The 20,932-nt window shown below is 58.5% G+C and carries 17 protein-coding genes and 3 pseudogenes; 8 read left to right on the forward strand and 12 right to left on the reverse strand.

The window, feature by feature from the left end; translation table 11 throughout:
* Positions 1 to 136: 136 nt before the first annotated feature.
* From JCM12296_RS47030 to ilvD, 7 genes and pseudogenes are all read right to left on the reverse strand, one after another.
* Positions 137 to 765 (reverse strand): annotated as a pseudogene (locus tag JCM12296_RS47030) (alpha-isopropylmalate synthase regulatory domain-containing protein).
* Complete coding sequence (locus JCM12296_RS47035; RefSeq protein WP_281491921.1) at positions 759 to 1,673, reverse strand: 2-isopropylmalate synthase; 915 nt, start codon at positions 1,671 to 1,673, stop codon at positions 759 to 761. The pseudogene JCM12296_RS47030 and the gene JCM12296_RS47035 overlap by 7 nt, the downstream one beginning before the upstream one ends.
* A 169-nt stretch (positions 1,674 to 1,842) precedes the next feature.
* Entirely contained in the window at positions 1,843 to 3,510 is a 1,668-nt protein-coding gene (gene cimA, locus JCM12296_RS04190; protein WP_083455813.1) for a citramalate synthase, read from the reverse strand.
* Between the two features lie 70 nt (positions 3,511 to 3,580).
* A complete protein-coding gene (gene ilvC / locus JCM12296_RS04195) occupies positions 3,581 to 4,633 on the reverse strand; it encodes a ketol-acid reductoisomerase (RefSeq protein ID WP_054690241.1) in 1,053 nt (350 codons plus the stop codon).
* A 110-nt stretch (positions 4,634 to 4,743) separates the two neighbouring features.
* A pseudogene (ilvN, locus tag JCM12296_RS04200) lies at positions 4,744 to 5,330 on the reverse strand (acetolactate synthase small subunit).
* Positions 5,261 to 7,020 (reverse strand): annotated as a pseudogene (gene ilvB / locus JCM12296_RS04205) (biosynthetic-type acetolactate synthase large subunit). The pseudogenes ilvN and ilvB overlap by 70 nt, the downstream one beginning before the upstream one ends.
* Positions 6,974 to 8,641, reverse strand: a complete 1,668-nt coding sequence (gene ilvD / locus JCM12296_RS04210; protein ID WP_054690244.1) for a dihydroxy-acid dehydratase — start codon at positions 8,639 to 8,641, stop codon at positions 6,974 to 6,976. The pseudogene ilvB and the gene ilvD overlap by 47 nt, the downstream one beginning before the upstream one ends.
* 339 nt (positions 8,642 to 8,980) lie before the next feature.
* On the opposite strand from ilvD, the gene JCM12296_RS04215 reads away from it, so the two are divergent.
* Positions 8,981 to 9,547 carry a YqgE/AlgH family protein gene (locus tag JCM12296_RS04215; protein ID WP_054690247.1) on the forward strand — a complete coding sequence of 189 codons (567 nt, stop codon included), beginning with the start codon at positions 8,981 to 8,983 and terminating at the stop codon, positions 9,545 to 9,547.
* Positions 9,548 to 9,684: 137 nt separating this feature from the next.
* On the opposite strand, the gene JCM12296_RS39625 is transcribed toward JCM12296_RS04215, so the two are convergent.
* Complete coding sequence (locus JCM12296_RS39625) at positions 9,685 to 9,840, reverse strand: hypothetical protein (protein ID WP_172683764.1); 156 nt, start codon at positions 9,838 to 9,840, stop codon at positions 9,685 to 9,687.
* A 322-nt stretch (positions 9,841 to 10,162) separates the two neighbouring features.
* Here JCM12296_RS39625 and JCM12296_RS04220 point away from each other — a divergent pair, with 322 nt between their 5' ends.
* From JCM12296_RS04220 to JCM12296_RS04230, 3 genes are read left to right on the forward strand one after another with little or no spacing between them, the layout of a single operon-like run.
* Entirely contained in the window at positions 10,163 to 11,329 is a 1,167-nt protein-coding gene (locus JCM12296_RS04220; RefSeq protein ID WP_054690250.1) for a dynamin family protein, read from the forward strand.
* Between the two features lie 17 nt (positions 11,330 to 11,346).
* Complete coding sequence (locus JCM12296_RS04225; protein ID WP_054690252.1) at positions 11,347 to 12,402, forward strand: hypothetical protein; 1,056 nt, start codon at positions 11,347 to 11,349, stop codon at positions 12,400 to 12,402.
* A 34-nt stretch (positions 12,403 to 12,436) separates the two neighbouring features.
* Positions 12,437 to 13,228, forward strand: a complete 792-nt coding sequence (locus tag JCM12296_RS04230; protein ID WP_054690255.1) for a ParA family protein — start codon at positions 12,437 to 12,439, stop codon at positions 13,226 to 13,228.
* 87 nt (positions 13,229 to 13,315) lie between these two features.
* Here JCM12296_RS04230 and JCM12296_RS04235 read toward each other — a convergent pair whose 3' ends face one another.
* Both JCM12296_RS04235 and JCM12296_RS04240 read right to left on the reverse strand, forming a co-directional pair.
* A complete protein-coding gene (locus JCM12296_RS04235) occupies positions 13,316 to 15,763 on the reverse strand; it encodes a heavy metal translocating P-type ATPase (protein ID WP_157067366.1) in 2,448 nt (815 codons plus the stop codon).
* Positions 15,763 to 15,969 carry a heavy-metal-associated domain-containing protein gene (locus JCM12296_RS04240; RefSeq protein WP_054690263.1) on the reverse strand — a complete coding sequence of 69 codons (207 nt, stop codon included), beginning with the start codon at positions 15,967 to 15,969 and terminating at the stop codon, positions 15,763 to 15,765. Before JCM12296_RS04240 ends, JCM12296_RS04235 begins: the two co-directional genes overlap by 1 nt.
* 143 nt (positions 15,970 to 16,112) lie before the next feature.
* Between JCM12296_RS04240 and JCM12296_RS04245 the strand changes: the two genes are divergently transcribed.
* On the forward strand, positions 16,113 to 16,859 hold the full coding sequence (locus tag JCM12296_RS04245) for a uracil-DNA glycosylase family protein (RefSeq protein WP_246803968.1): 747 nt from the start codon (positions 16,113 to 16,115) through the stop codon (positions 16,857 to 16,859).
* Positions 16,860 to 16,946: 87 nt separating this feature from the next.
* On the opposite strand, the gene JCM12296_RS04250 is transcribed toward JCM12296_RS04245, so the two are convergent.
* Positions 16,947 to 17,156: an FmdB family zinc ribbon protein gene (locus tag JCM12296_RS04250; protein WP_054690266.1), complete on the reverse strand. Its 210-nt coding sequence runs from the start codon at positions 17,154 to 17,156 to the stop codon at positions 16,947 to 16,949.
* A 446-nt stretch (positions 17,157 to 17,602) separates the two neighbouring features.
* Between JCM12296_RS04250 and JCM12296_RS43455 the strand changes: the two genes are divergently transcribed.
* From JCM12296_RS43455 to JCM12296_RS04260, 3 genes are read left to right on the forward strand one after another with little or no spacing between them, the layout of a single operon-like run.
* Positions 17,603 to 17,848: a hypothetical protein gene (locus tag JCM12296_RS43455; RefSeq protein ID WP_246803969.1), complete on the forward strand. Its 246-nt coding sequence runs from the start codon at positions 17,603 to 17,605 to the stop codon at positions 17,846 to 17,848.
* A 43-nt stretch (positions 17,849 to 17,891) separates the two neighbouring features.
* The gene (gene aroF / locus JCM12296_RS04255; protein ID WP_246803970.1) at positions 17,892 to 18,620 is read left to right on the forward strand and encodes a 3-deoxy-7-phosphoheptulonate synthase; all 729 of its coding nucleotides are present in this window, start codon (positions 17,892 to 17,894) and stop codon (positions 18,618 to 18,620) included.
* A 56-nt stretch (positions 18,621 to 18,676) separates the two neighbouring features.
* Positions 18,677 to 19,018, forward strand: a complete 342-nt coding sequence (locus JCM12296_RS04260) for a hypothetical protein (RefSeq protein ID WP_054690270.1) — start codon at positions 18,677 to 18,679, stop codon at positions 19,016 to 19,018.
* Between the two features lie 69 nt (positions 19,019 to 19,087).
* Here the strand turns inward: JCM12296_RS04260 and typA are convergent, their stop codons facing one another.
* On the reverse strand, positions 19,088 to 20,914 hold the full coding sequence (typA, locus tag JCM12296_RS04265) for a translational GTPase TypA (protein ID WP_213181897.1): 1,827 nt from the start codon (positions 20,912 to 20,914) through the stop codon (positions 19,088 to 19,090).
* Positions 20,915 to 20,932: the final 18 nt, after the last annotated feature.

The following is a 20,932-nucleotide window of genomic DNA, read 5'->3' on the forward strand; positions in this document are numbered from 1 at the left end:
AATTACAGGGGATAAGTCAATATCCGATTTTACGCCGGTGTGAAACACCGTTTTAATGAAGGGGCTGCTGGCATGAAAAAGGCGGGCAGGGGGGTTAGCCGTGCCCGCCTTTTGGATAGGCTTATTTGTGTTGCTTTTAGAAGGTCTGCGAAGCCTTCACCGGATGGGCCTTGAGGTATTCCAGTCGGTTCAGTCCGTTGATGTAAGCCTTGGCGCTGGCCGTGATGATGTCCGGGTCGGAGCCGCGACCCAGGGCCACGAAACCGTTTTCCCGCAGGCGGACGGTCACTTCGCCCTGGGCATCGGTGCCGCCGGTCAGGGCGCTGACCGTGAACCGCAGCAGTTCGGCTTGGCATCGGTCAACTGCGCGATGGTGTTATAGGCCGAATCAATGGGGCCGTTGCCATAACTCGCGCCCTTGACGGAGCGTCCGTTGATGGAGAGCTGGACACTGGCCATGGGCAAGACCGTGGTGCCGCAGGTCACATGCAGATACTCCAGGGAAAAGACTTCCGCCGAACGCAGGACGCCTTCGGTGACCAGGGCTTCCAGGTCCTCGTCCATGACATGTTTCTTCTTGTCGGCCAGGGCCTTGAACTGCTTGAAAACGATCTTGAGTTCTTCTTCCGACAGATCGTAGCCCAAACCTTGCAGATGGGTATGCAGGGCATGGCGGCCCGAGTGCTTGCCCAGCACCAGCTGGTTGCGGCTCAGGCCGATGGCCTCCGGTCGCATGATCTCGTAGGTCATGGGATTCTTCAGCATCCCGTCCTGATGGATACCGGCCTCGTGGGCGAAGGCATTGGCTCCCACGATAGCTTGTTGGGTTGGACCATGATGCCGGTGATCATGCTCACCAGGCGGCTGGTGGGGTAGATGTGTTCGGCCTGGATGCCCGTACCGAAAGGCATCAGGTTCTGGCGGGTCTGCAGCGCCATGACCACCTCTTCCAGGCTGGTGTTGCCGGCGCGTTCACCGATGCCGTTGATGGTGACCTCGGCCTGACGGGCGCCGGCCTGGATGGCGGCGATGGTGTTGGCCGTGGCCAGCCCCAGGTCGTTGTGGCAATGCACGCTGAGTGTGGCCTTGTGCATGTTGGGGGTATTGGCCATCACATACTTGACCAGCTCGGCGAATTCCTGGGGAATGGCGTATCCGACCGTATCGGGCAGGTTGACGACCGTCGCACCGGCCTCGATGGCCGCACCGAATACCTGGCACAGGTAGTCGCGGTCGCTGCGGGAGCCGTCTTCGGCGGAAAATTCCACATTGTCGGTCAAGCTCTTGGCGTATTTAACGGCCTCCACGGCGGCATTGATCACCTCTTCACGGGACATTTTCAACTTGTATTCCAGGTGGATGTCCGAAGTGGCGATGAAGGTGTGGATCCGCGGCTTGGCGGCGTGCTGAATGGCCCCCCAGGCCTGATCGATGTCATCTTTGTTGGCCCGTGCCAACCCGGCGATTTCGCTCTTCTTGACGCGCTTGGCAATTTCTGAAACCGCTTCGAAATCGCCTTCGGAGGCGGCGGGAAAGCCGGCCTCGATGATGTCGACGCCCAGTTTTTCAAGCTGGACGGCCAGCCGCATCTTCTCGTTGGTGTTCATGCTGGCACCGGGACTCTGTTCACCGTCCCGTAACGTGGTATCGAATATTTTGACCTGCTCGGTCATGGTTTGTCTCCTTTGGATGGCGTGTCTGTTCCGATCGTCCTTGAATGTCTGTCAAAATTCGTTTGGAGGGTCAGACCTTGCCGAGCATGGGCCGCGGGATGTAGCTGTCGTCTGCTCCCGCGGCGTTAATCCCTGCCTTGATGAAGTCCATAAGGTTTTTGATTCCTTATCACAAATTGCATGACATGGAGACCGCCGGCTTGGCCTTGCCGGTGCACATGTCCGCTGATGTTGTCGTTTGGGCTTGCCGGGTGGCCTCCTTGGCCAGCTTGAACTGAAAGCTGTCCGCCAGGGCATGCCAACTGGCCTCGATGATATCCTCGGATACGCCGATGGTGCTCCAGATCTGATCCTGATCGCGGGACTCGATGAAGACCCGTACCTTGGCGGCGGTTCCATCGCGGCCGTCCACCACGCGGACCTTGAAATCGACCAGCTTCATGGTGTCCAGGTCGGGATAGAAATTCCCCAGCGCCTTTCTCAGGGCGTTGTCCAGGGCGCTCACGGGACCGTCTCCCTCGGCGGCGGTGATCTCATGGCTGTCGCCTACGGAAATCTTGATCGTCGCATGGGCCGAGCAGGGGAACTGCTTGTCTTTCTCGATGGTCACCCGAAACGATTCCAGGTCGAACAGGGGCTTGAACTGTTCGGTAAATTTTTCTAGCATGATCTGAAACGAACCGTCGGCCACGTCGAACTGATACCCCTCGTCCTCCATCTGCTTGATGGCGGCGACGATGGCCTTGCTGTCACAGCCGTTGGCGCACAGATCGACGCCCATCTCCTTGGCCTTGTACTCCACGTTGCTCTTGCCGGCCAAATCGGACATCAGCACACGCCGCTGGTTGCCCACCTGTTCGGGCTCCATGTGTTCATAGGCCCGCGGTTCCTTGATAATGGCACTGACGTGGATGCCCCCCTTATGGGTGAAGGCGCTGCGTCCCACAAACGGACGGCTGTTGAGCGGAACGATATTGGCGGTTTCACTGACGAAACGGGAAAGATTTTTCAGCCCGTCCAACTTCTCCGGCGGGATGCACCGACGGTTCATCTTGGCGCACAGGACCGGGATGATGGTCGTCAGATCCGCATTGCCGCAACGTTCGCCGTAACCGTTGATCGTTCCATGAACCATCACGGCCCCGCAATTGACCGCCGCGATGGCATTGGCTTCGGCCATGCCGCAGTCATTGTGGGTATGAATGCCCAGTCTCAGCGGCCGTGAATCACCGATGCGGGATTTCAGCGAGGCGTCCACCGCGCGGATGATCGTCTCCAGATCAAAGGGCAGGGTGCCGCCATTGGTGTCGCACAGGACGATGAAGTCCGCCCCGGCATCGATGGCCGCCACCAGGGTGTTGAGCGCGTATTCCGGATCATCCCGGTACCCGTCGAAAAAATGTTCGGCATCGTAGATCACCTCCCGGTCATGCGCCTTCAGGAAAGCGACGCTGTCGGCGATCATGGCCAGGTTTTCCGCCAGGGTGTTTTCCATGACGGCGGTGACGTGCAGGGGCCAGGATTTGCCGAAGATGGCCGTTGCCGGTGTATCGCTGTCCAGGATGGCCTTGAGGTTGGGGTCATCGGCGGCGGCGATGCCGGGCTTGCGTGTCGAGCCGAAGGCCGTGATCCGGGCCGTGGTGAAGCATTCCCTTTTGGCCAGCTCGAAAAAGCGCATGTCCTTGGGGTTGGAGCCGGGCCATCCGCCCTCGATATATTGAATGCCGATTTCATCCAGGCGTTTGGCGATCTTGAGCTTCTCATCGGCCGTGAAGGTGATGTTTTCCCCCTGGGTGCCGTCTCGTAATGTGGTGTCGTAAATCAGGATTGGTTGCATGATTGCTTCTCCCTGGCGCAACGATCGGGGCGGGGGACGATCCGCCGGACGGATACGTCCCCCCGAGCCCTTATTTGCGTCGGTTTTCCGGCCGAAGCGCGCGTACCGCGGCACCGGCCTGCCACATTTCCGAGTTATGGATTACCGCCAATTCCTCGTTCAGCTTTTCACGGTAATCCGGTGCACTGTTACATGTCAGCGTGCGGCGGGTCTCCTCACCGGTAATCACGCTGTCATAAAGCTTCTCGAAAACCGGGGCCACGGCATCACGGAAACGCGGTGCCCAGTCCAGTGCGCCCCGTTGGGCGGTGGTGCTGCAGTTGGCGTACATCCAGTCCATGCCGTTCTGGGCCACCAGGCGGATCAGGCTTTGGGTCAACTCCTCGACGGTTTCGTTGAATGCCTCGCTGGGGCTGTGGCCGTTTTTGCGCAAGACGGCGTACTGCGCTTCCATGACCCCGGCCAGGCAACCCATGAGCACGCCGCGTTCACCGGTAAGATCGCTGTAGACCTCTTTCTCGAAGGTGGTGGGGAAAAGATAGCCGGAGCCGATGACGATGCCCAGGGCGATGGTCCGCGTTCGGGCTCGGCCCGTGTAATCCTGGTGAATGGCGAAGCTGGAGTTGATGCCGCTGCCGTCCAGGAAGTTGGTCCGTACCGTGGTTCCGGATCCCTTGGGTGCCACCAGAATCACATCCACGTTTTCCGGTGGAACGATGCTGGTCTGATCGCGGTAGACGATGCCGAAGCCGTGGGAAAAATAGAGCGCATCGCCTTCGTTCAGGCATGCCTTGATGGTCGGCCACATGGCCACCTGACCGGCATCGGAGAGCAGGTACTGGATCACCGTGGCCTTGCGGGCGGCCTCCTCGATGGGCAAAAGGGTCTTTCCCGGAACGAATCCGTCGGCCACGGCCTTGTCCCAGGAGGCGGTGCCCTCACGCTGGCCGACGATCACCTCGATGCCGTTGTCGCGCATGTTCAGTGCCTGGCCCGGCCCCTGCACCCCGTATCCCAGAACGGCAACGACCTCTTTTTCCAGCACTTCACGGGCCTGCTGCAGGGTGAACTCCTCGGATGTGACCACTTCCTCGACGGTTCCGCCAAAATCAATATTCGCCATCTATGACTCCTTGAATAAAATTCTTAAAATATCAGCCTGTTAATCGTTAACTAAGGCTGGATTGGATGAGATGCCGGCAGACCATGCCCCAATGGCATGGCAGCGGCCTTTCAATGGGGTTCCCGGAACAGGGCGATGGTTCCCGTGCGGGCAATTTTTTTGATCCCCATGGGTTTGAGCAGGTTCACCAGGGCCTCATCTTCTCTTCCGATCCGGTGGCCTCGATGATGTAATACTCCACCCCGACATCGACGACTTTGCATCTGAAAATGTCCACGATCCGCAGGATTTCATCGCGGTTTTCCGGTTTGGCGCGTACACAGATCAGTGCCATTTCCCGCTGAACCGATCCGGACCCGGTAAGGTCCCTGAGCTTGATGACGTTGATGAGTTTTCGAAGCTGCTTCTCGATCTGTTCAACCAGTGGTTCGTTGGCTTTGGTGACAATGGTGATCCGGGAAACCTTGGGATCGATGGTTTCAGCCACGCAAAGGCTTTCAATATTGAATCCACGCCCGCTGAACAACCCCACGATGCGCGACAGCACCCCGGGTTCGTTATCCACCAGCATGGTTAGAATATGTTTCTCTTCAGTCATGATCCGTCCTTTTGATAGGGGGATAAGAGTCACACCAGCAGCATCTCGGTGATGGGGGCACCGGCCGGAACCATGGGATAGACACCCTCCTCCTGGCATACCCGAAAATCCATGATCACCGGACCTGGCGTTGCCAGCCCCTGGCGCAAGGTGTCCTCCACTTCATCCGGGCGAGTCGCCCTGAAACCGGTGGCACCGTAGGCCTCGGCCAGTTTGACGAAATCGGGCCCATGTTCCAGGCAGGTACAAGCATAGCGCTTGTCGTAGAACAGCTCCTGCCATTGGCGGACCATGCCCAGGTAACAGTTGTTCAGGATGACCACCTTGACCGGCAGCTTGTATTGCATGGCCGTTGCCATTTCCTGAATGTTCATCTGAATGCTGCCATCGCCGGCCACATCCACCACCAGGCGTCGGGGAAGGCCACTTGCGCGCCGATGGCCGCCGGCAGACCGAATCCCATGGTCCCCAAACCACCGGAGGTGACGAAGTGCCCCGGGCGATCGAAGTGGTAGTACTGTGCCGTCCACATCTGGTTCTGCCCCACTTCCGTGGTGATGATGGCCTCGCCGCGAGTCAATTCGTAGAGTTTCTCGACCACGAACTGCGGCTTGATCTCCTCCTCCTGGGCATAGGCCAGCTTGTACTGCTGCTTCCATTGGTCGACCTGTTCCAGCCAGGGGCCGCGGCTGGCCTTGATCGCCTCCAGATCCTCTTCGGCCAGCAGGGTGTTGAGAATTTCCAGGCAACTCTTGCAATCCCCCACCACCGGAACGCTGACCGGCACGTTCTTGCGGATGGAGGTGGGGTCGATGTCGATATGCACGATCTTGGCTTGGGCGGCGAAGCAGTCGGTCTTGCCGGTCACGCGGTCATCGAAGCGGACGCCGATGCCGATGAGCAGGTCGCACTCGGCGGTGCTCATATTGGCCCGGTAGGTACCGTGCATGCCGATCATGCCCAGGGAGAGCGGATCGGTTCCGGGAAAAGCACCCAATCCCATGAGGGACATGGTCACCGGAATCTGGGCGCTACGCGCCAGGCGGGTCAGATCTTCCGCGCTGTGGGAGAGAATCACGCCGCCACCGGCAAAGATGACCGGCCGCTCGGCCGCCTTGATCAACTCCACCACCTTGTGAAGCTGCTTGGCATTGGGCTTATAGGTCGGGTTGTAGGACTTGAGCCGTACCTTCTGGTTCGGTTTGAAGGTGGTGACGGCCTGCTGGACATTCTTGGGGATATCCACCAGAACCGGCCCCGGACGACCGGAACGGGCAATGTAAAAGGCTTCCTTGAGAATCCGGGGCAGCTCCTCCACCGACGGGACGAGATAATTGTGTTTGGTGCAGGGCCGGGTGATCCCGACGATGTCCACTTCCTGGAAGGCGTCGTTGCCGATCAGGTGCGTCGGGACCTGACCGCAGATGATCACCAGGGGAATCGAGTCCATGTAGGCCGTGGCGATGCCCGTGACGGCATTGGTGGCCCCGGGGCCCGACGTGACGATGCAGACGCCGACCTTGCCGCTGACGCGGGCATAGCCGTCGGCCGCATGCACAGCACCCTGTTCATGGCGTACCAGGTAATGGCGGATTCCTGTTTTGACAACATTATCGTGAATATCGATGGTGGCGCCGCCGGGAAACCCGAAAATGGAGTCCACGCCTTCTTCCTTGAGGACTTCCATCAAAATCTGCGCTCCAGTGAGTTTCATGGGTTGTGCTCCTTTTTTAAATGAACGTTTACTTGACCACCGCCCCTTGGCTGGCCGAGGATACCTGACGGGCATACCGGGCCATGTAACCGGTTCGGATTTTCGGCTCCGGGGCCTGCCACTGGGCGAGACGTTGCTCGATTTCCGCATCCGGGATTTTCAGGGTGATGGTTTTTCCGGGAATGTCGATGGCGATCCGGTCACCCTCGTTGATGATGGCGATGGGGCCGCCCTGGGCCGCCTCGGGAGAGACGTGGCCAATGGCCGCCCCCCGTGATCCGCCCGAGAAGCGACCATCGGTGATCAGGGCCACCGTGGCGTCCAGGCCCATGCCGGCGATGGCCGAGGTGGGCGTGAGCATTTCACGCATGCCGGGTCCCCCCATGGGGCCTTCATAGCGCACGACGATGACATCCCCTGAATTGATGCGGGCGTCCATGATGGCGGCCGTGGCCGCCTCCTCGGAATCGAAAACCCGTGCCGGGCCTTCATGCTGCATCATTTCGTCGAGCACGGCCGATTGCTTGACCACGCAGCCTTCTGGCGCGAGGTTGCCGTAGAGCACGGCCAGGCCACCCTGCCGGTGGTAAGGGCGGTCCAAGGGCCGGATCACCTCGGGATCGCGGGTTGTCGTCCCGGTGATGTTTTCGGCAACGGTCTTGCCGGTGACGGTCAGGCAATCGGTATGGATCAACCCCGCATCAGCCAGTTCCTTGATCACGGCAGGAATGCCGCCGGCCCGGTTCAGGTCCTGGATATGGTGGACGCCACCGGGACTCAAGGAGCAGATATGCGGTGTTTTTTCACTAATTTGATTGATCATTCCCAAATCCAGGGGGACGCCGGCCTCGTTGGCGATGGCCGGCAGGTGCAGGACCGTGTTGGTCGAGCACCCCAGGGCCATGTCCACGGTCAGGGCATTCTGGAAAGCCGCCGGGGTCATGATTTGGCTGGGCGTGATCTGTCGCTGCCACAGATCGAGGATCTGCATGCCGGCCTGTTTGGCCAGGCGCACCCGCGCTGAAAAAACCGCCGGGATGGTGCCGTTTCCCGGCAGCCCCATGCCGATCACCTCGGTCAGGCAGTTCATGGAGTTGGCCGTAAACATGCCCGAACAGGATCCGCAGGTGGGGCAGGCGGCATCTTCGAAGGCGGTGAGCTGATCCGCATCCATCCTGCCGGCCTTGACCGCTCCCACGGCCTCGAAAACCGAGATCAGGTCAATCCGCTTGCCCGGAGCCTCCGGATGTTCCCCGGCCAGCATGGGACCCCCACTGACGAAAAGGGTCGGCAGGTCCAGGCGGGCCGCGGCCATCAGCATGCCGGGAACGATTTTGTCGCAGTTGGGAATCATCACCAGGGCATCCAGCGCATGGCCCGTGGCCATCACCTCGACGGAATCGGCGATCAGTTCCCGACTGGCCAGGGAATATTTCATGCCGGTGTGATTCATGGCGATGCCGTCGCAGACACCGATCGTGCCAAATTCCACCGGTGTACCGCCAGCCATGTAGATGCCGGCCTTGACGGCCTCGGCAATGGTGTTCAGGTGGACATGTCCGGGGATGGCCGTGTTGACCGCATTGGCGATGCCGATCAGTGGACGCTTGATTTCCGTGTCCGTATAGCCAATGGCTTTGAATAGTGCCCTGTGTGGCGCCCGTTCGATCCCCTGTTTGGCGGCGTTGCTTTTCATTCCCGTGGTTTCCTTTCTGAAATAATCCCAAAAAAAATCCGTTATCGCCTTGGGGCTGATAACGGATTTTGCGCTTTGCTGTGCCGGCTGTGCTTAGGCCATTATCGCCCCTGTCTCCTCGTCGTGAAGGAGGACCTCCACTACGAGGATAAGAATAAGACCAATAAGGCTAATGAGGACGCGTAGGCTTTGCATGAATTTCAGCTATTCGTTAATTTTGTTCACCCCTAACAGCCTGTTTCTGTTAAGTCAAGCTTTTTCTTGCCTTTAGACGGGGAGGCCGGTAAGCTTGGATGATCGGAAGCTCACCCTAGGCGGGAAGAAGGAGAAACAGCGCAAATGGATGATACCTGGCAATCGTTAAAAGGGCAATTTCTCATGGCCATGCCCAGCTTGAACGATCCGAACTTTTACCAGTCCGTGACCTGCATGGCCGAGCACAATGCCAAGGGGGCCATGGGAATCGTGATCAATCGTGTCCATCCGGAGATCAACGCCAAGATGATTTTCGACGAATTAAAAATCCCGGCCATGATTGATGCCGAGCAAATTCCCATTCATGTGGGCGGGCCGGTACACGCGAACGAAATTTTCGTGCTGCATGCGGCGCCTTTTACCTGGGAGGGCAGCATGATGATCACCTCGGCGGTGGGACTGAGCAATTCCCGTGACATCCTTGAAGCCGTCGCGGCCGGGCGTCCACCCCGGGATTATCTCATTGCCCTGGGCTGCGCCGGCTGGGGGCCCGGACAACTGGAGAGTGAAATCCGTGGCAATGCCTGGATTACCGGCCCCTTTTCCCCGGAGATCACCTTTCGGCTGGCCATGGAGCAGCGCTGGGAGGCGGCCATGAAGAATATCGGTATCGATCTGGCCCTGCTTTCCGATACTGCCGGTCATGCCTGACGGGGAACGACGACCTTTATCTCGGGCTTGTTACAAATCCGTTGGGGATGCGACATTCGTTAACGCGAACTTCATGCTGAAGAAAAAGAGGGGTAGGTAGGATTGCGTGGAAGCGTCGGGAAGGGTGGGGCAACGCGTTATGCGTTGTCATTCTCCGGTTTGGGCTTTTGCTTGGGTTTCTTTTTTTTTAGGCAAACCTTGTCTTTTCTGACGAAGGCACAGAGCTTGGGGTTGTAGTACTCCTTGCAGTTCAGCGGGTTGTACAACGGGCATTCCGGATGCTTATCTGACATGGCTCTGCTATTCCTTCTGGGTGATTTAGCGCCGACGAGTCGCCCCAGGTTCTATTGCTTCCGCCTTGACCTATAACACTAAATCATAAGATTTACAAGCCATTGTGTTCATACCCGTCACCATTCGAGGCCATTTGCGATGGCCGCGAAGCCTTTGACAATCGATCCATTTAAAGGTAATAGCCTCCCCACAAACACCAACCGCCCGCTCCCGGGCGTGTAACCCCATCCCGGCGTTCGGGGACTTTTTACGAATCCGTCAATCTTGATCGATGAACCTTGCGGACTCGACAGCTGCTGCGTGGGATGAAAAGCGACCGACATGGCTTTAAATGAAACGCTGAGAGACCAGCTCGTCCAGCTGGGCCAAGATACGGCGATCTTGCTTGATGATGCCGCCACGATTGCCGAGAAACACGATGAAGAGCTTTCGCATTGGAAGACGACCTGCGAAACGCTTGGCGCACAGATCGGCGAAGAGACCATGCGCATCGCCGTGGTCGGTACCATCAAGTCCGGCAAGAGCACGTTCGTCAATACCTTGTTCGGAGGTGATTACCTGAAGCGCGGCGCCGGGGTGGTGACCTCCATCGTAACCCGCGTCAGGGCCGGCACCCGGTTGCGGGCCGAGCTTTTTTTCAAGAATTGGGCGGCGATCAACGGTGAAATCGCCCAGGCGGCCATGCTTTTACCTGCGCAGAACCGGTCGGGGGATGAGGCCGGCTTCGACCTTCGTGAGGAAGGGGATCGGCGAATTCTCGAACGGGCGCTGGGTGAACTGGCCACCGACCAATTGATCAGCAATGATACCCGCAGTCCCGGCAGCGTGCTGCTTTCCTCTTACCTTCAGGGCTACGACCGCGTTCGGCCCTATATTGACGAGGGTCACGCCACGGCTGTCTTTGAGGCGGAACGGTTCCCCGATCACCGCGCGTTTGTTGGTGATGACCGAATGGCCGTTTATCTGAACGACGTGCTTCTCGAGATCGATGGCGAGGGGTTCGGCGACGGTGTGGAAATCGCCGACTGCCAGGGCAGCGACTCCCCCAATCCATTGCATCTGGCCATGATCCAGGATTATTTGAGCATGGCCCACCTGACCGTCTATGTGATCAGCAGCCGTACCGGCGTCCGTCAGGCCGATATCCGTTTCCTGTCGATGATCCGCAATATGGGCATTCTGGAAACGGTGGTATTCGTGGTGAATTGCGATTTGGGCGAGCATGAATCCCTGGACGCCCTTCAGGAGGGGCTTGGCCGAATTGCGGCGGATTTACGGTTGATATGCTCCGATCCCCTGATCTTTTCATTTTCAGCGCTGTATCTGCTGCTGGACCGGATGGCGGACCAGCTTTCTTCACGAGATCGCGATCGCTTGGCGCAATGGCGCCGTGAAACCGCCATGGTCGACTTCTTTGACCGTCAATGGACCGAATTCCAGGAATTTCTGATCGTAAAATCAATCGTGAGCGCAGTGCCCTGCTTCTAAAAAACCACCTGGAACGAATGGAAATCGTTTCGGCCGGCATCACCAACTGGATCGGTTTTCACCAAGCCCTGTTGACCCAGGACACCGGTGGCGCCCAGGCGCTGGCCGATCGGCTGCACCATCAGCGCGGACGGCTGGACCGCCTGAAGCTTACGGTCAAGAACACCTTGGAGGGTGCGCTCAATCAGGTGAAAAACGATATGCGGCGGGCTGTGGATCATTTTTTCGATGCTTATGGCGACGGTGTCGTTGCCGCTCTGATCCAGTTCGTGCACACCTATCAGGTGGAAACACCGCATTATGCCGAAAGCCTGCGTACCGCCGGTTTCGCCCGGACCCTGTACCGGGTGTTCCAGGAATTCAAACAGGCAGTGGATACGCATATGGCGGAATCGGTCAATCCCAAGGTGATCCGATTTCTGCGGGAGCAGGAAAAATATCTCGTGGATTACATGGATGAGATTGCCGGGCCTTATGGCAGTATTATCGACGATGCTCTGGCTCAGTATGCCGGTGCCATTGAAGGGGTCAAGATGGCCCACTGGGGTCAAGCGCCGGCCATCCACATCGGCAGCGAACTTTCCGCCATCCGCAAGCAGGCCGCTTTGTCTCCGCCTACTGCCACGGCAACCATGCACTACTCGGCCCAGATGAAAACCGAGGCAGTCATGCACCTGGGATTCCATAAACTGGTCAATTTGATTCGACAGGTTTTCAAACGCCCGGCGGAGAAGACGACGGAGCCCTACCTGGCGCTCACCGCGGCGGTCAAACGGATGAAACGGGAGACGGAGCGGTCGATCCGTTTCCACCTGATGGATCACAAGGAGAATATCAAGTACCAATACCTGTTCAAACTAGCCGATGCGGTCACAAGCGCCCTTCAGCGGCAGATGTTGGAACGTTTTCAGCACCACGGTGCCGATTTGTCGCAGTTGGTGCAGCGCATCGCCGAACAACGCCTCGACAAGGAGAAGGTGACCGCTTCTCTGGGACAGATGGAAACCGTGGCCCGGGAACTGACGACACGGATTGCTCGACTCAAGGCGGAAATTCAACGATTGAGCGCGTGATCGACGACTCATTATCCAACGGAAGGGAGGCAAAATGGTCCAGCACAAGGCCAGAGCCATTGCCGTTGCCAACGAAAAGGGCGGCGTCGGTAAGACAGCCACGGTCATCAATCTCGCAGCCGCGTTCAGCCAGGCGGATCAATCGGTACTGGTGGTGGATATGGACCCCCAGGCCAACGCCACCAAAGGCCTCGGAGTCGCGCTCGATGATAATGCCTTATCAGTATACGATCTGATCGTCGACAACGGTTCGCCGCCGGCTGCCGGTGCCGTTGTCCCCACGGCCTGGGATCGGCTGCATCTGATTCCCGCGCATGTTGATTTGTCCGGTGCCGAGGTGGAGCTGGTGGATGCCGAGGGACGCGAGAACCGATTGAAGGAGGCTTTGGCACCCCTGTTTGACGCGTACGATTTCATCCTTCTGGACACGCCCCCCAGTCTTTCCCTGCTGACGGTCAATGTGTTTACCTGTGCCACGGAAGTGTTGGTCCCCTGCCAGACCCATCCCTATGCCTACGGGGCACTGGCCGAACTGTTCGATACCATCGATGCCGTGCGTGAGGAAATCAACCCGGACCTCGCCATGTGCGGTATCGTTCCGACCATCGTGGATTTGCGCACCCGGGTGGCCAAGGTGATCCTGGGGCAGCTCAAAGGCGATGCCCGTTACCGCGACCTTTTGTTCAATACCGCCATCCGCAGCAACGCCACCATTGCCGAGAGCGTCGATGCCGGCAAGCCCGTGGTCTTTTACCGCCGCAGCAGCTATGGCGCCAAGGACTACAAGGCACTGGCCGAGGAGATCATGGCCATGACAGGCGCATAAGAAAACACGCCCCCTGTCCAAAAAATGCATTCTCCACACGGGAATGAACGCATTTTTTAGGCATAGGACCCGGTCGTGGGAATTCGGTTATTCAGTGGTTATTTTTGCCCGATACAGGCGCAGGCTGTTGGAAACCACGGTGATGCTGGACAGGGCCATGGCCAGGGCCGCCAGCATGGGATGCAACTGACGCAGCAGCATGGGCAGGCTTTCCACCGGATAGAGGGCTCCGGCGGCCACGGGGATCAGCACCGCGTTGTAGAAAAAAGCCCAGAAGAGGTTCTGACGAATCGTCGCCATGGTGGCGCGGCTCAGGCGGATGGCCCGCGGAACCCCGGCCAGGGATCCGGCCGCCAGGATCACATCGGCCGTTTCAATGGCCACGTCGGTGCCGCTGCCGATGGCAAATCCCACATCGGCCTGGGCCAGGGCCGGTGCATCGTTGATGCCGTCACCCACCATGGCCACGCGTTTTTCCGCCTGAAGGACCTTGACTTGGGCGGCCTTGTCCTCCGGCCGCACCTCGGCTTCGACCCGGTCCACACCGGCCTGCCGTCCGATGGTTTCGGCGGATTGACGGTTGTCTCCGGTGAGCATCACCGTCTTCAGGCCCATGGCCTTGAGTTTTTGGATCGCCGCCGGAGAGTCGGTCTTGATCCGGTCGGCAACGCCAATCAAGCCCAGCAGCCGCTTTTCCTGAATGGCCACCATGACGGTTTTTCCCTGGGCCTGAAAACGATCGATTTCCGCTTTTATTTGTTTGGGCAGCAAATCCGATTGATCGGCGAACCAGCCCGGCTTGCCGACCCTGACGACCCGACCGTCAACGGTTGCCCTTACGCCGTTGCCGCCTTGGGCCATGAAGGCGTCGGCCGGCCGAAGCGCCAAGGCAGCGGCCTCGGCCTTGTTGACGATCGCCCGTCCCAGGGGATGTTCGGAGCCCTTTTCCACCGATGCCGCCAGACCGAGCAGTTCCTCTTCGGTCACGCCCTCGGATTCATTGGGGAAAAGATCCGTGACCACCGGTTTGCCCTCGGTAATGGTTCCGGTTTTATCCAGCACGATGGTTGACAAATGCGTGGCGGTCTCAAGCGCTCGGCTGGTTTTGAACAGGATGCCCTGCTCGGCACCCTTGCCGGTGCCAGCCATGATGGCGGTGGGCGTGGCCAACCCCAAGGCACACGGGCAGGCAATCACCAGCACGGCCACCATGCGGATCATGGCCGTGACGAAATCGCCGCTGATCCACCACCAGATGGCGAATACCACCAGTGCAATGACAATGATGGTCGGCACGAATACGGCGGCCACCCGATCGGCCAGGGCCTGGATGGGGGCCTTGCTGCCCTGGGCCTCTTGGACCAACCGGATGATCTGGGCCAAGGCGGTCTCGCGACCCACCCGGGTGGCCGTGAAAACCAGCGTCCCCTGGCCATTGATCGTTCCGGCCGTCACCGTGTCGCCGGGCTGTTTGTCAACGGGGAGGGATTCTCCAGTAAGCATGGATTCATCCACCGTCGATTCGCCGCGCTCAACAACACCATCGACGGGAATCCGCTCGCCGGGTCGGACCCGGACCTGATCCGCCTTGCGCACCTGTTCGATGGCGACTTCCATTTCCCGGTCGTCCCGGATGACGGTGGCGGTTTTGGGACGCAGCCCCATCAGTTTGCGGATAGCCATGCCCGTCTTGCCCTTGGACCGCGCTTCGAGCAGTTTTCCCATTTTGATCAGGGTGATGATGACCGCCGAGGTCTCGAAATAGACATGGTCGCCAACCGCCGGTAGCAGCAGAACGGCCAGGGAGTAAATATAGGCCGTCGATGAGCCCAAGGCCACCAGCACGTCCATGTTGGCGCTTTTGTTGCGCAGGCTTTTCAGCCCGCTAACGTAGTAATCCCAACCCGTATAGAACTGGACCGGTGTCGCCAGAACCAGAAAAAGCCAATTCACCCACGCCTGGTGGCTCCATGGACCGGTGATGCCGAAATCCCTGGCCATACTGAGCAGAAACAAAGGCAGCGTAAAAGCCGCGCCCACCAGGAATTTGCGGGTCTGATCGGCAATTTCCCGCTGACGTGCCTCGGCTTCGGCATCGGAGGGCTCGCCCGCCTGTTGGGAGATGGCACCGAAACCGGCTTTTTCCACGGCGGCGATCAGATCGTCGGTGCCGAGCATGGCCGGCAGGTATTCGACAGACGCCCGTTCGGCGGCAAAATTGACTGCCGCGGAAACAACCCCCGGCGTTTTCTTGCCCAAGGCACGCTCCACATTCATGGCACAATTGGCGCAGGTCATTCCCGTGATGGCAAAGTCGGCCCGGGCAGTGGTTACCTTGAATCCCAGCTTCTCCACCTGCCCAATCACGTCATCCACGGTGACTGTTTTGGGATCAACGGTCACCGCCGCCCGTTCGGCGGCAAAGTTGACATTGGCATCGCTGACGCCGGGCAGTTTTTTTAACCTGCGGGAAATGTTCATGGCGCAGTTGGCGCAGGTCATCCCGGTGATGGGCAGGATCAGTGTCTTTTCCATTATGGCTCGGCCGGATAGTTAATTTCCTGCAAGGTGGCCCGGATGCTTTCAATGGATGCCGGAGCCTCCCATTGAACCATCACGGTTTTTGACTCGGCATCACCCTTGACCGAGGTGACGCCGTCCACTTCGGAAAGCTCGGATTCGATGGACGACACGCAGTGACCGCAGGAAATGTTGGGAACGTTCAATATGATTTGAGACATGACCCGCCTCCTTGGTTGAAATGATTTTTCGGTTGGCCTAAAGTAAGGGGGATTGCGCGGGCTGGCAAGAAACCGAATCAAAAAAGCCCGCTGAAACCCCGCGTGCAGGTGAGAAAAAGAACGGTCCGGAAGAGAGATTAACGTTGACGATATCCCAGCAGGATCAAAAAGCGGGCCTTGCCGGCGTAACCGACGCATTGGTCACGCATTTACGGCCATTGCGGTTTTCCGCACCGGTGACCCATATTTACAACCCGTTGATCTATGCCCGTAAGGGCTACGATTGCTATTTGCAACGTTTTGCAGGAACGACCAAGGAGATCGTGTTGGTGGGGATGAATCCCGGTCCCTTCGGCATGGCGCAAACCGGCGTCCCCTTCGGCGATGTCGACAGGGTGACCCAATGGATGAAGATTCAAGCGGTTATCGGTCAACCGGATACACCGCACCCCAAACGGCCGATTTCAGGCTTCGCCTGCCAGCGCGGAGAGGTCAGCGGTCGGCGTTTGTGGGGATGGGCGAATCGGCGTTTTGGAACGGCGGAAACCTTTTTCAGCCGTTTTTTCGTGCTCAATTACTGTCCATTGGTTTTCATGGAGGCGGGCGGGCGAAATCGAACGCCGGATAAACTGGCGTCGGGTGAGAAGAAAACACTGTTCCGCATCTGTGATCACGCCCTGAGACAATCAATCCTATTATTGCAGCCAAAATGGGTCGTGGGGATCGGTAAATTCGCCGAGCAGCGAGCCTGCTCAGCGCTTAGCGGAATGGGGATCGCCATTGGCCGGATCACCCATCCCAGCCCCGCCAACCCCAAAGCCAACCACGATTGGGAATCGCTGGTGGAAGGCGAACTAAAAACCATGGGTATCGACTTGGCCGCCGGATAGGAACCCATCCCTATAGGAACGGCGGCCTGAACGTCATCGTCGTGTGGTTTGATTTTCCATCCGGACCGGACAGATCCGTCAAATGCTTCAACCGCCTGCCGATGGCTTGCAGGCCGGTGGTGCAAACCCGCCTTTGCCGGTGGGAATCCCATTGGGCCGGAAGGCGCCGGCCGACATGAGTTTCTCAACATCCTTGCAATGACACGCCGGACATTCCAACGGTTCATCCTCCGAGGAGAACACCAGGCGTTCAAACACGTGACAACAAGCCTTGCATTGGTACTCAAAAATCGGCATTTTTACGCTCCTTTGATTTGTGGACGAAAGAATAACCGCCACCATCAATAAGTCAAGTTTTTTGTCCCTAAAATTCCGGGATTCTCCGGCGGCTCACAATTATCCGGGATTCTTTTGGAAAATTCAAAAAGCAGTTGACAAGGCAGAGCATGGATGGGATATGCATGAACAACCGGGTCATTCAAGTAAAACGGGAATTTGTAAAACCGATGCGTATTTCAGTCATTACAACCTACTGGCGGTGGTGGTGGTATCCCCACGATGGGCATGCCTGTTGGGTTCCCTTTGCATGAAACCGGCTTGGTTTCAACAACACATTAACGGACCTTCGGGCAAGCCCCCGGCGGTCCGTTTTCGTTTGGAAGGACCGTGAGTGATCAGGGGCGTTGATGATCGTATCGCTGACGAGGCCATGAAAGGTTCCCATTTTCATAAGGAGGAAGACGATGCTGGTAGTCATGGATGTTTCCGCAACGCCCGAACAGATCGAGCAGGTGGTCAATGTCATCGAGGCAAAGGGCTGCACGGCCCGCCCGATTCCCGGCGGTGACCGGGTATCCATCGGGGTGTTGAACAACGCGGGTCCCTGGACGCATCCCTGTTTATTGGGTTGCCCGGGGTCAAGGACGCGGTGCCGATCACCAAGCCGTACAAGCTGGTCAGCCGGGAGACCAAGGCGGACGACACCTTGATTCAGGTCGCGACGTCGTCATCGGTAATGGGAACCTGACCCTCATGGCCGGACCCTGTGCCATTGAAAGCGAAGACCAGGCCCTGACCATCGCCGGTCATGTTAAAAAATCCGGCGCCCACATGTTTCGCGGGGGGGCCTTCAAACCGCGCACCTCACCGTATACCTTTCAGGGACTTGGCGAGGCAGGGCTCAAGATCCTGGCCAAGGTCCGCGAAACCACCGGCATGCCGGTGGTGACGGAGGTGATGGACACCCAGGCCTTTGATCTGGTGGAGCACTATGCCGACATGCTCCAAATCGGAACCCGCAACATGCAGAACTTCAGCCTGCTCAAAAGAGCCGGCGAATCTTTCCGACCGATTCTGCTCAAACGCGGCTTGGCCGCCACCATCGAAGAATGGCTCATGGCCGCCGAATACATCATGGCCCAGGGCAACCATCAGGTGGTTTTGTGCGAGCGCGGTGTGCGGACGTTCGTGCATCACAGCCGGAACACCCTGGATCTGTCCGCCGTTCCGGTGGTAAGAAAGGAGAGCCATCTACCCATCATCGTCGATCCCAGCCATGCGGCGGGTCGACGGGACCAGGTGCTGCCCCTGTCCCGGGCGGCGGTGGCGGCCAATGCCCATGGGCTGATGGTGGAGGTTCATCACCAGCCTGAGAAAGCCTTGAGTGACGGCGCACAAAGTCTCTATCCGGAGCAGTTCGATATCCTTTGCCGACAGGTGAAGGCCATTTTTAATGTTTCCGGTGGCCAGGAGCCTTTCTAAAGCGACCGTCGCGAATCCGAATGAGAAGATGCACACATAACAGGGAGGGCCTAACGGTGAAGCGCGCCGTGGTGATCGGGGTGGGGATTGTTTTCTGCTTGCTGACCGGGTGTACGCAGGAATCGCAGAACAAGATCGGCCGGTCCATTCAGAACTGGACCGGAACCAATGGTGTATTGGAAATCTATGCCGGTGATAAGCTGGTGCGCCGGTTCATCGGTATCGACAAGCTTTCCACGGCCTATGGCACTTCGGATAACACCGCGCGGCCTTACCGTTATGGGTACGGGTACCTGGATGCCAACCTGAACATGGTCCGGGATGCGAACGAACGGAAAGTTTACTTCGAGTTCTCCGATTACGCCACCAACTACATCTTTTTTGAAAATCCCCAGTAGGGCAAGATATCCTCCCCGACGGGACGGCAACCCATCGCCGGGGAGGAGAGGAAGCGCACCTGAAACGGCTTATTTCTTGGTGCCGCGTTGCACATAACGGGCTTTGACCCCCAAGGTCACTTTACGCAAGCGGATCGATTTCGGGGTTATTTCCACGCGCTCGTCATCGCGGATAAAATTGATGGCCTGCTCCAGGGTCATGGGACGGATCGGTGCCAGGACCACGTTCTCGTCCTTTCCCGAGGCGCGCATATTGGTCAGCTTTTTCTCTTTGGTGGGATTGACGTTGATGTCCGATTCACGGTTGTGCTCGCCGATGACCATGCCTTCGTAGACCGGCTCCCCGGGAAGGATGAACAACCGGCCCCGCGGTTCCAGATTGTAAAGGGCGTAGGGTACGGCACTGCCCTGGCGGTCGGACACGATGGAACCGGTGAAGCGGCTGGGAAAATCACCGCGATAGGCCTCGTATCCCAGGAAGTAGGAATTCATGATTCCGGTCCCCCGGGTATCGGTGAGAAATTCGTCGCGGTAGCCGATCAAGGCCCGGGAGGGAATGGAAAACTCGATCCGTACTCGGCCGGTGCCGGTATTGATGAGGTTCATCATTTTTCCCTTGCGTACGGAGAGCTTCTCGGTGACCACCCCCATGAAGGCCTCGTCGCAATCCACAAAAAGCCGCTCGATGGGCTCCTTGACCACCCCGTCCTCGGTCTTGAGAATCACCTCCGGACGACCCACGCAGAACTCGAATCCCTCCCGACGCATGGTCTCGATAAGGATGGCCAGCTGAAATTCGCCGCGGCCCTTGACCACCACCGAATCCCGGTCACCGGTGGCGTCCACCTGGATGGCCACGTTGAGCAGCGTCTCCTTTTTCAGGCGCTCACGGATTTTGGCCGATTGGATATAGCGGCCTTCCCGGCCGGATAAGGGGCCGTCGTTGATGGTGAAGAGCATGGAAACGGTGGGCGGATCGACGGTAATGCGCTCCAGGGCATGTGGGGCGTCTTCCGTACAGATGGTATCCCCGATGGTCACCTCGTCGATGCCCGAGAGAATGGCGATCTCACCCGCGCCCACCCGGTCCACGGGGGTAATGTCCATGCCTTCGTAAACCTGCAGGCGGGTCACCTTCAACGGCCGGTGGTTGCCGTCGGCATCGATGCAGATCAGGCGATGCCTGGATTCGGCCACGCCGCCCACGACCCGGCCCACCGCCAGGCGGCCCAGGTAATCCGAGTACCCCAGATCGGAGACCAGCATCTGAAAGGGCGCATCCGCGGCAAAGCGCGGAGGGGGGATTTCGCGCAAAATGGCGTCAAAAACATGATGCAGGTCGTCGGCCAAACGATCCGGCGCCGGGCCCGCCACCCCGTCCCGGCCAATGGCATAGAACAGCGGAAACTCGAGCTGATCCTCGTTGGCATCCAGATCGATCAAAAGATCATACACCTGGTCCAGGACCGCTGCTGCACGGGCGTCCTTGCGGTCGATCTTGTTGATCACGACGATGATTTTAAGCTTGGATTGAAGGGCCTTTTGCAGCACGAAGCGTGTTTGCGGCAGCGGCCCCTCGGAGGCGTCGACCAGCAGGATGGCACCATCGACCATGGAGAGGGCGCGCTCCACTTCCCCACCGAAGTCGGCGTGACCCGGAGTGTCGACGATGTTGATTTTTACCCCTTGATAGACCACGGAACAGTTTTTCGCGGCAATGGTGATGCCCCGTTCGCGCTCCAGATCCATGCGGTCCATGACCCGTTCATCCATTTGCTGGCCTTGGCGGAAAAGGCCGCTTTGGCGGAACATGGCATCGACCAGGGTGGTTTTGCCATGGTCAACATGGGCAATGATGGCAATATTGCGAAGTTTGTCGTTGGTTGAAAAAGACATGCGGGTTCGTTTCATCCT

Origin of the sequence: Desulfosarcina cetonica JCM 12296, assembly GCF_001311845.1 — a bacterium.
Taxonomy (GTDB): domain Bacteria; phylum Desulfobacterota; class Desulfobacteria; order Desulfobacterales; family Desulfosarcinaceae; genus Desulfosarcina; species Desulfosarcina cetonica.

What these genes read in the sequence shown, in the direction of transcription:
- aroF (WP_246803970.1), top strand. Translation starts at nt 17,892, where the DNA reads ATGGCCGGACCCTGTGCCATTGAAAGCGAAGACCAGGCCCTGACCATC.
- JCM12296_RS04225 (WP_054690252.1), top strand. Translation starts at nt 11,347, where the DNA reads ATGGAAATCGTTTCGGCCGGCATCACCAACTGGATCGGTTTTCACCAA.
- JCM12296_RS04220 (WP_054690250.1), top strand. Translation starts at nt 10,163, where the DNA reads ATGGCTTTAAATGAAACGCTGAGAGACCAGCTCGTCCAGCTGGGCCAA.
- cimA (WP_083455813.1), bottom strand. Translation starts at nt 3,510, where the DNA reads ATGCAACCAATCCTGATTTACGACACCACATTACGAGACGGCACCCAG.
- JCM12296_RS04240 (WP_054690263.1), bottom strand. Translation starts at nt 15,969, where the DNA reads ATGTCTCAAATCATATTGAACGTTCCCAACATTTCCTGCGGTCACTGC.
- JCM12296_RS43455 (WP_246803969.1), top strand. Translation starts at nt 17,603, where the DNA reads ATGCTGGTAGTCATGGATGTTTCCGCAACGCCCGAACAGATCGAGCAG.
- ilvC (WP_054690241.1), bottom strand. Translation starts at nt 4,633, where the DNA reads ATGGCGAATATTGATTTTGGCGGAACCGTCGAGGAAGTGGTCACATCC.
- JCM12296_RS04250 (WP_054690266.1), bottom strand. Translation starts at nt 17,156, where the DNA reads ATGCCGATTTTTGAGTACCAATGCAAGGCTTGTTGTCACGTGTTTGAA.
- JCM12296_RS39625 (WP_172683764.1), bottom strand. Translation starts at nt 9,840, where the DNA reads ATGTCAGATAAGCATCCGGAATGCCCGTTGTACAACCCGCTGAACTGC.
- JCM12296_RS47035 (WP_281491921.1), bottom strand. Translation starts at nt 1,673, where the DNA reads ATGACCGAGCAGGTCAAAATATTCGATACCACGTTACGGGACGGTGAA.
- JCM12296_RS04230 (WP_054690255.1), top strand. Translation starts at nt 12,437, where the DNA reads ATGGTCCAGCACAAGGCCAGAGCCATTGCCGTTGCCAACGAAAAGGGC.
- JCM12296_RS04235 (WP_157067366.1), bottom strand. Translation starts at nt 15,763, where the DNA reads ATGGAAAAGACACTGATCCTGCCCATCACCGGGATGACCTGCGCCAAC.
- JCM12296_RS04215 (WP_054690247.1), top strand. Translation starts at nt 8,981, where the DNA reads ATGGATGATACCTGGCAATCGTTAAAAGGGCAATTTCTCATGGCCATG.
- ilvD (WP_054690244.1), bottom strand. Translation starts at nt 8,641, where the DNA reads ATGAAAAGCAACGCCGCCAAACAGGGGATCGAACGGGCGCCACACAGG.
- typA (WP_213181897.1), bottom strand. Translation starts at nt 20,914, where the DNA reads ATGTCTTTTTCAACCAACGACAAACTTCGCAATATTGCCATCATTGCC.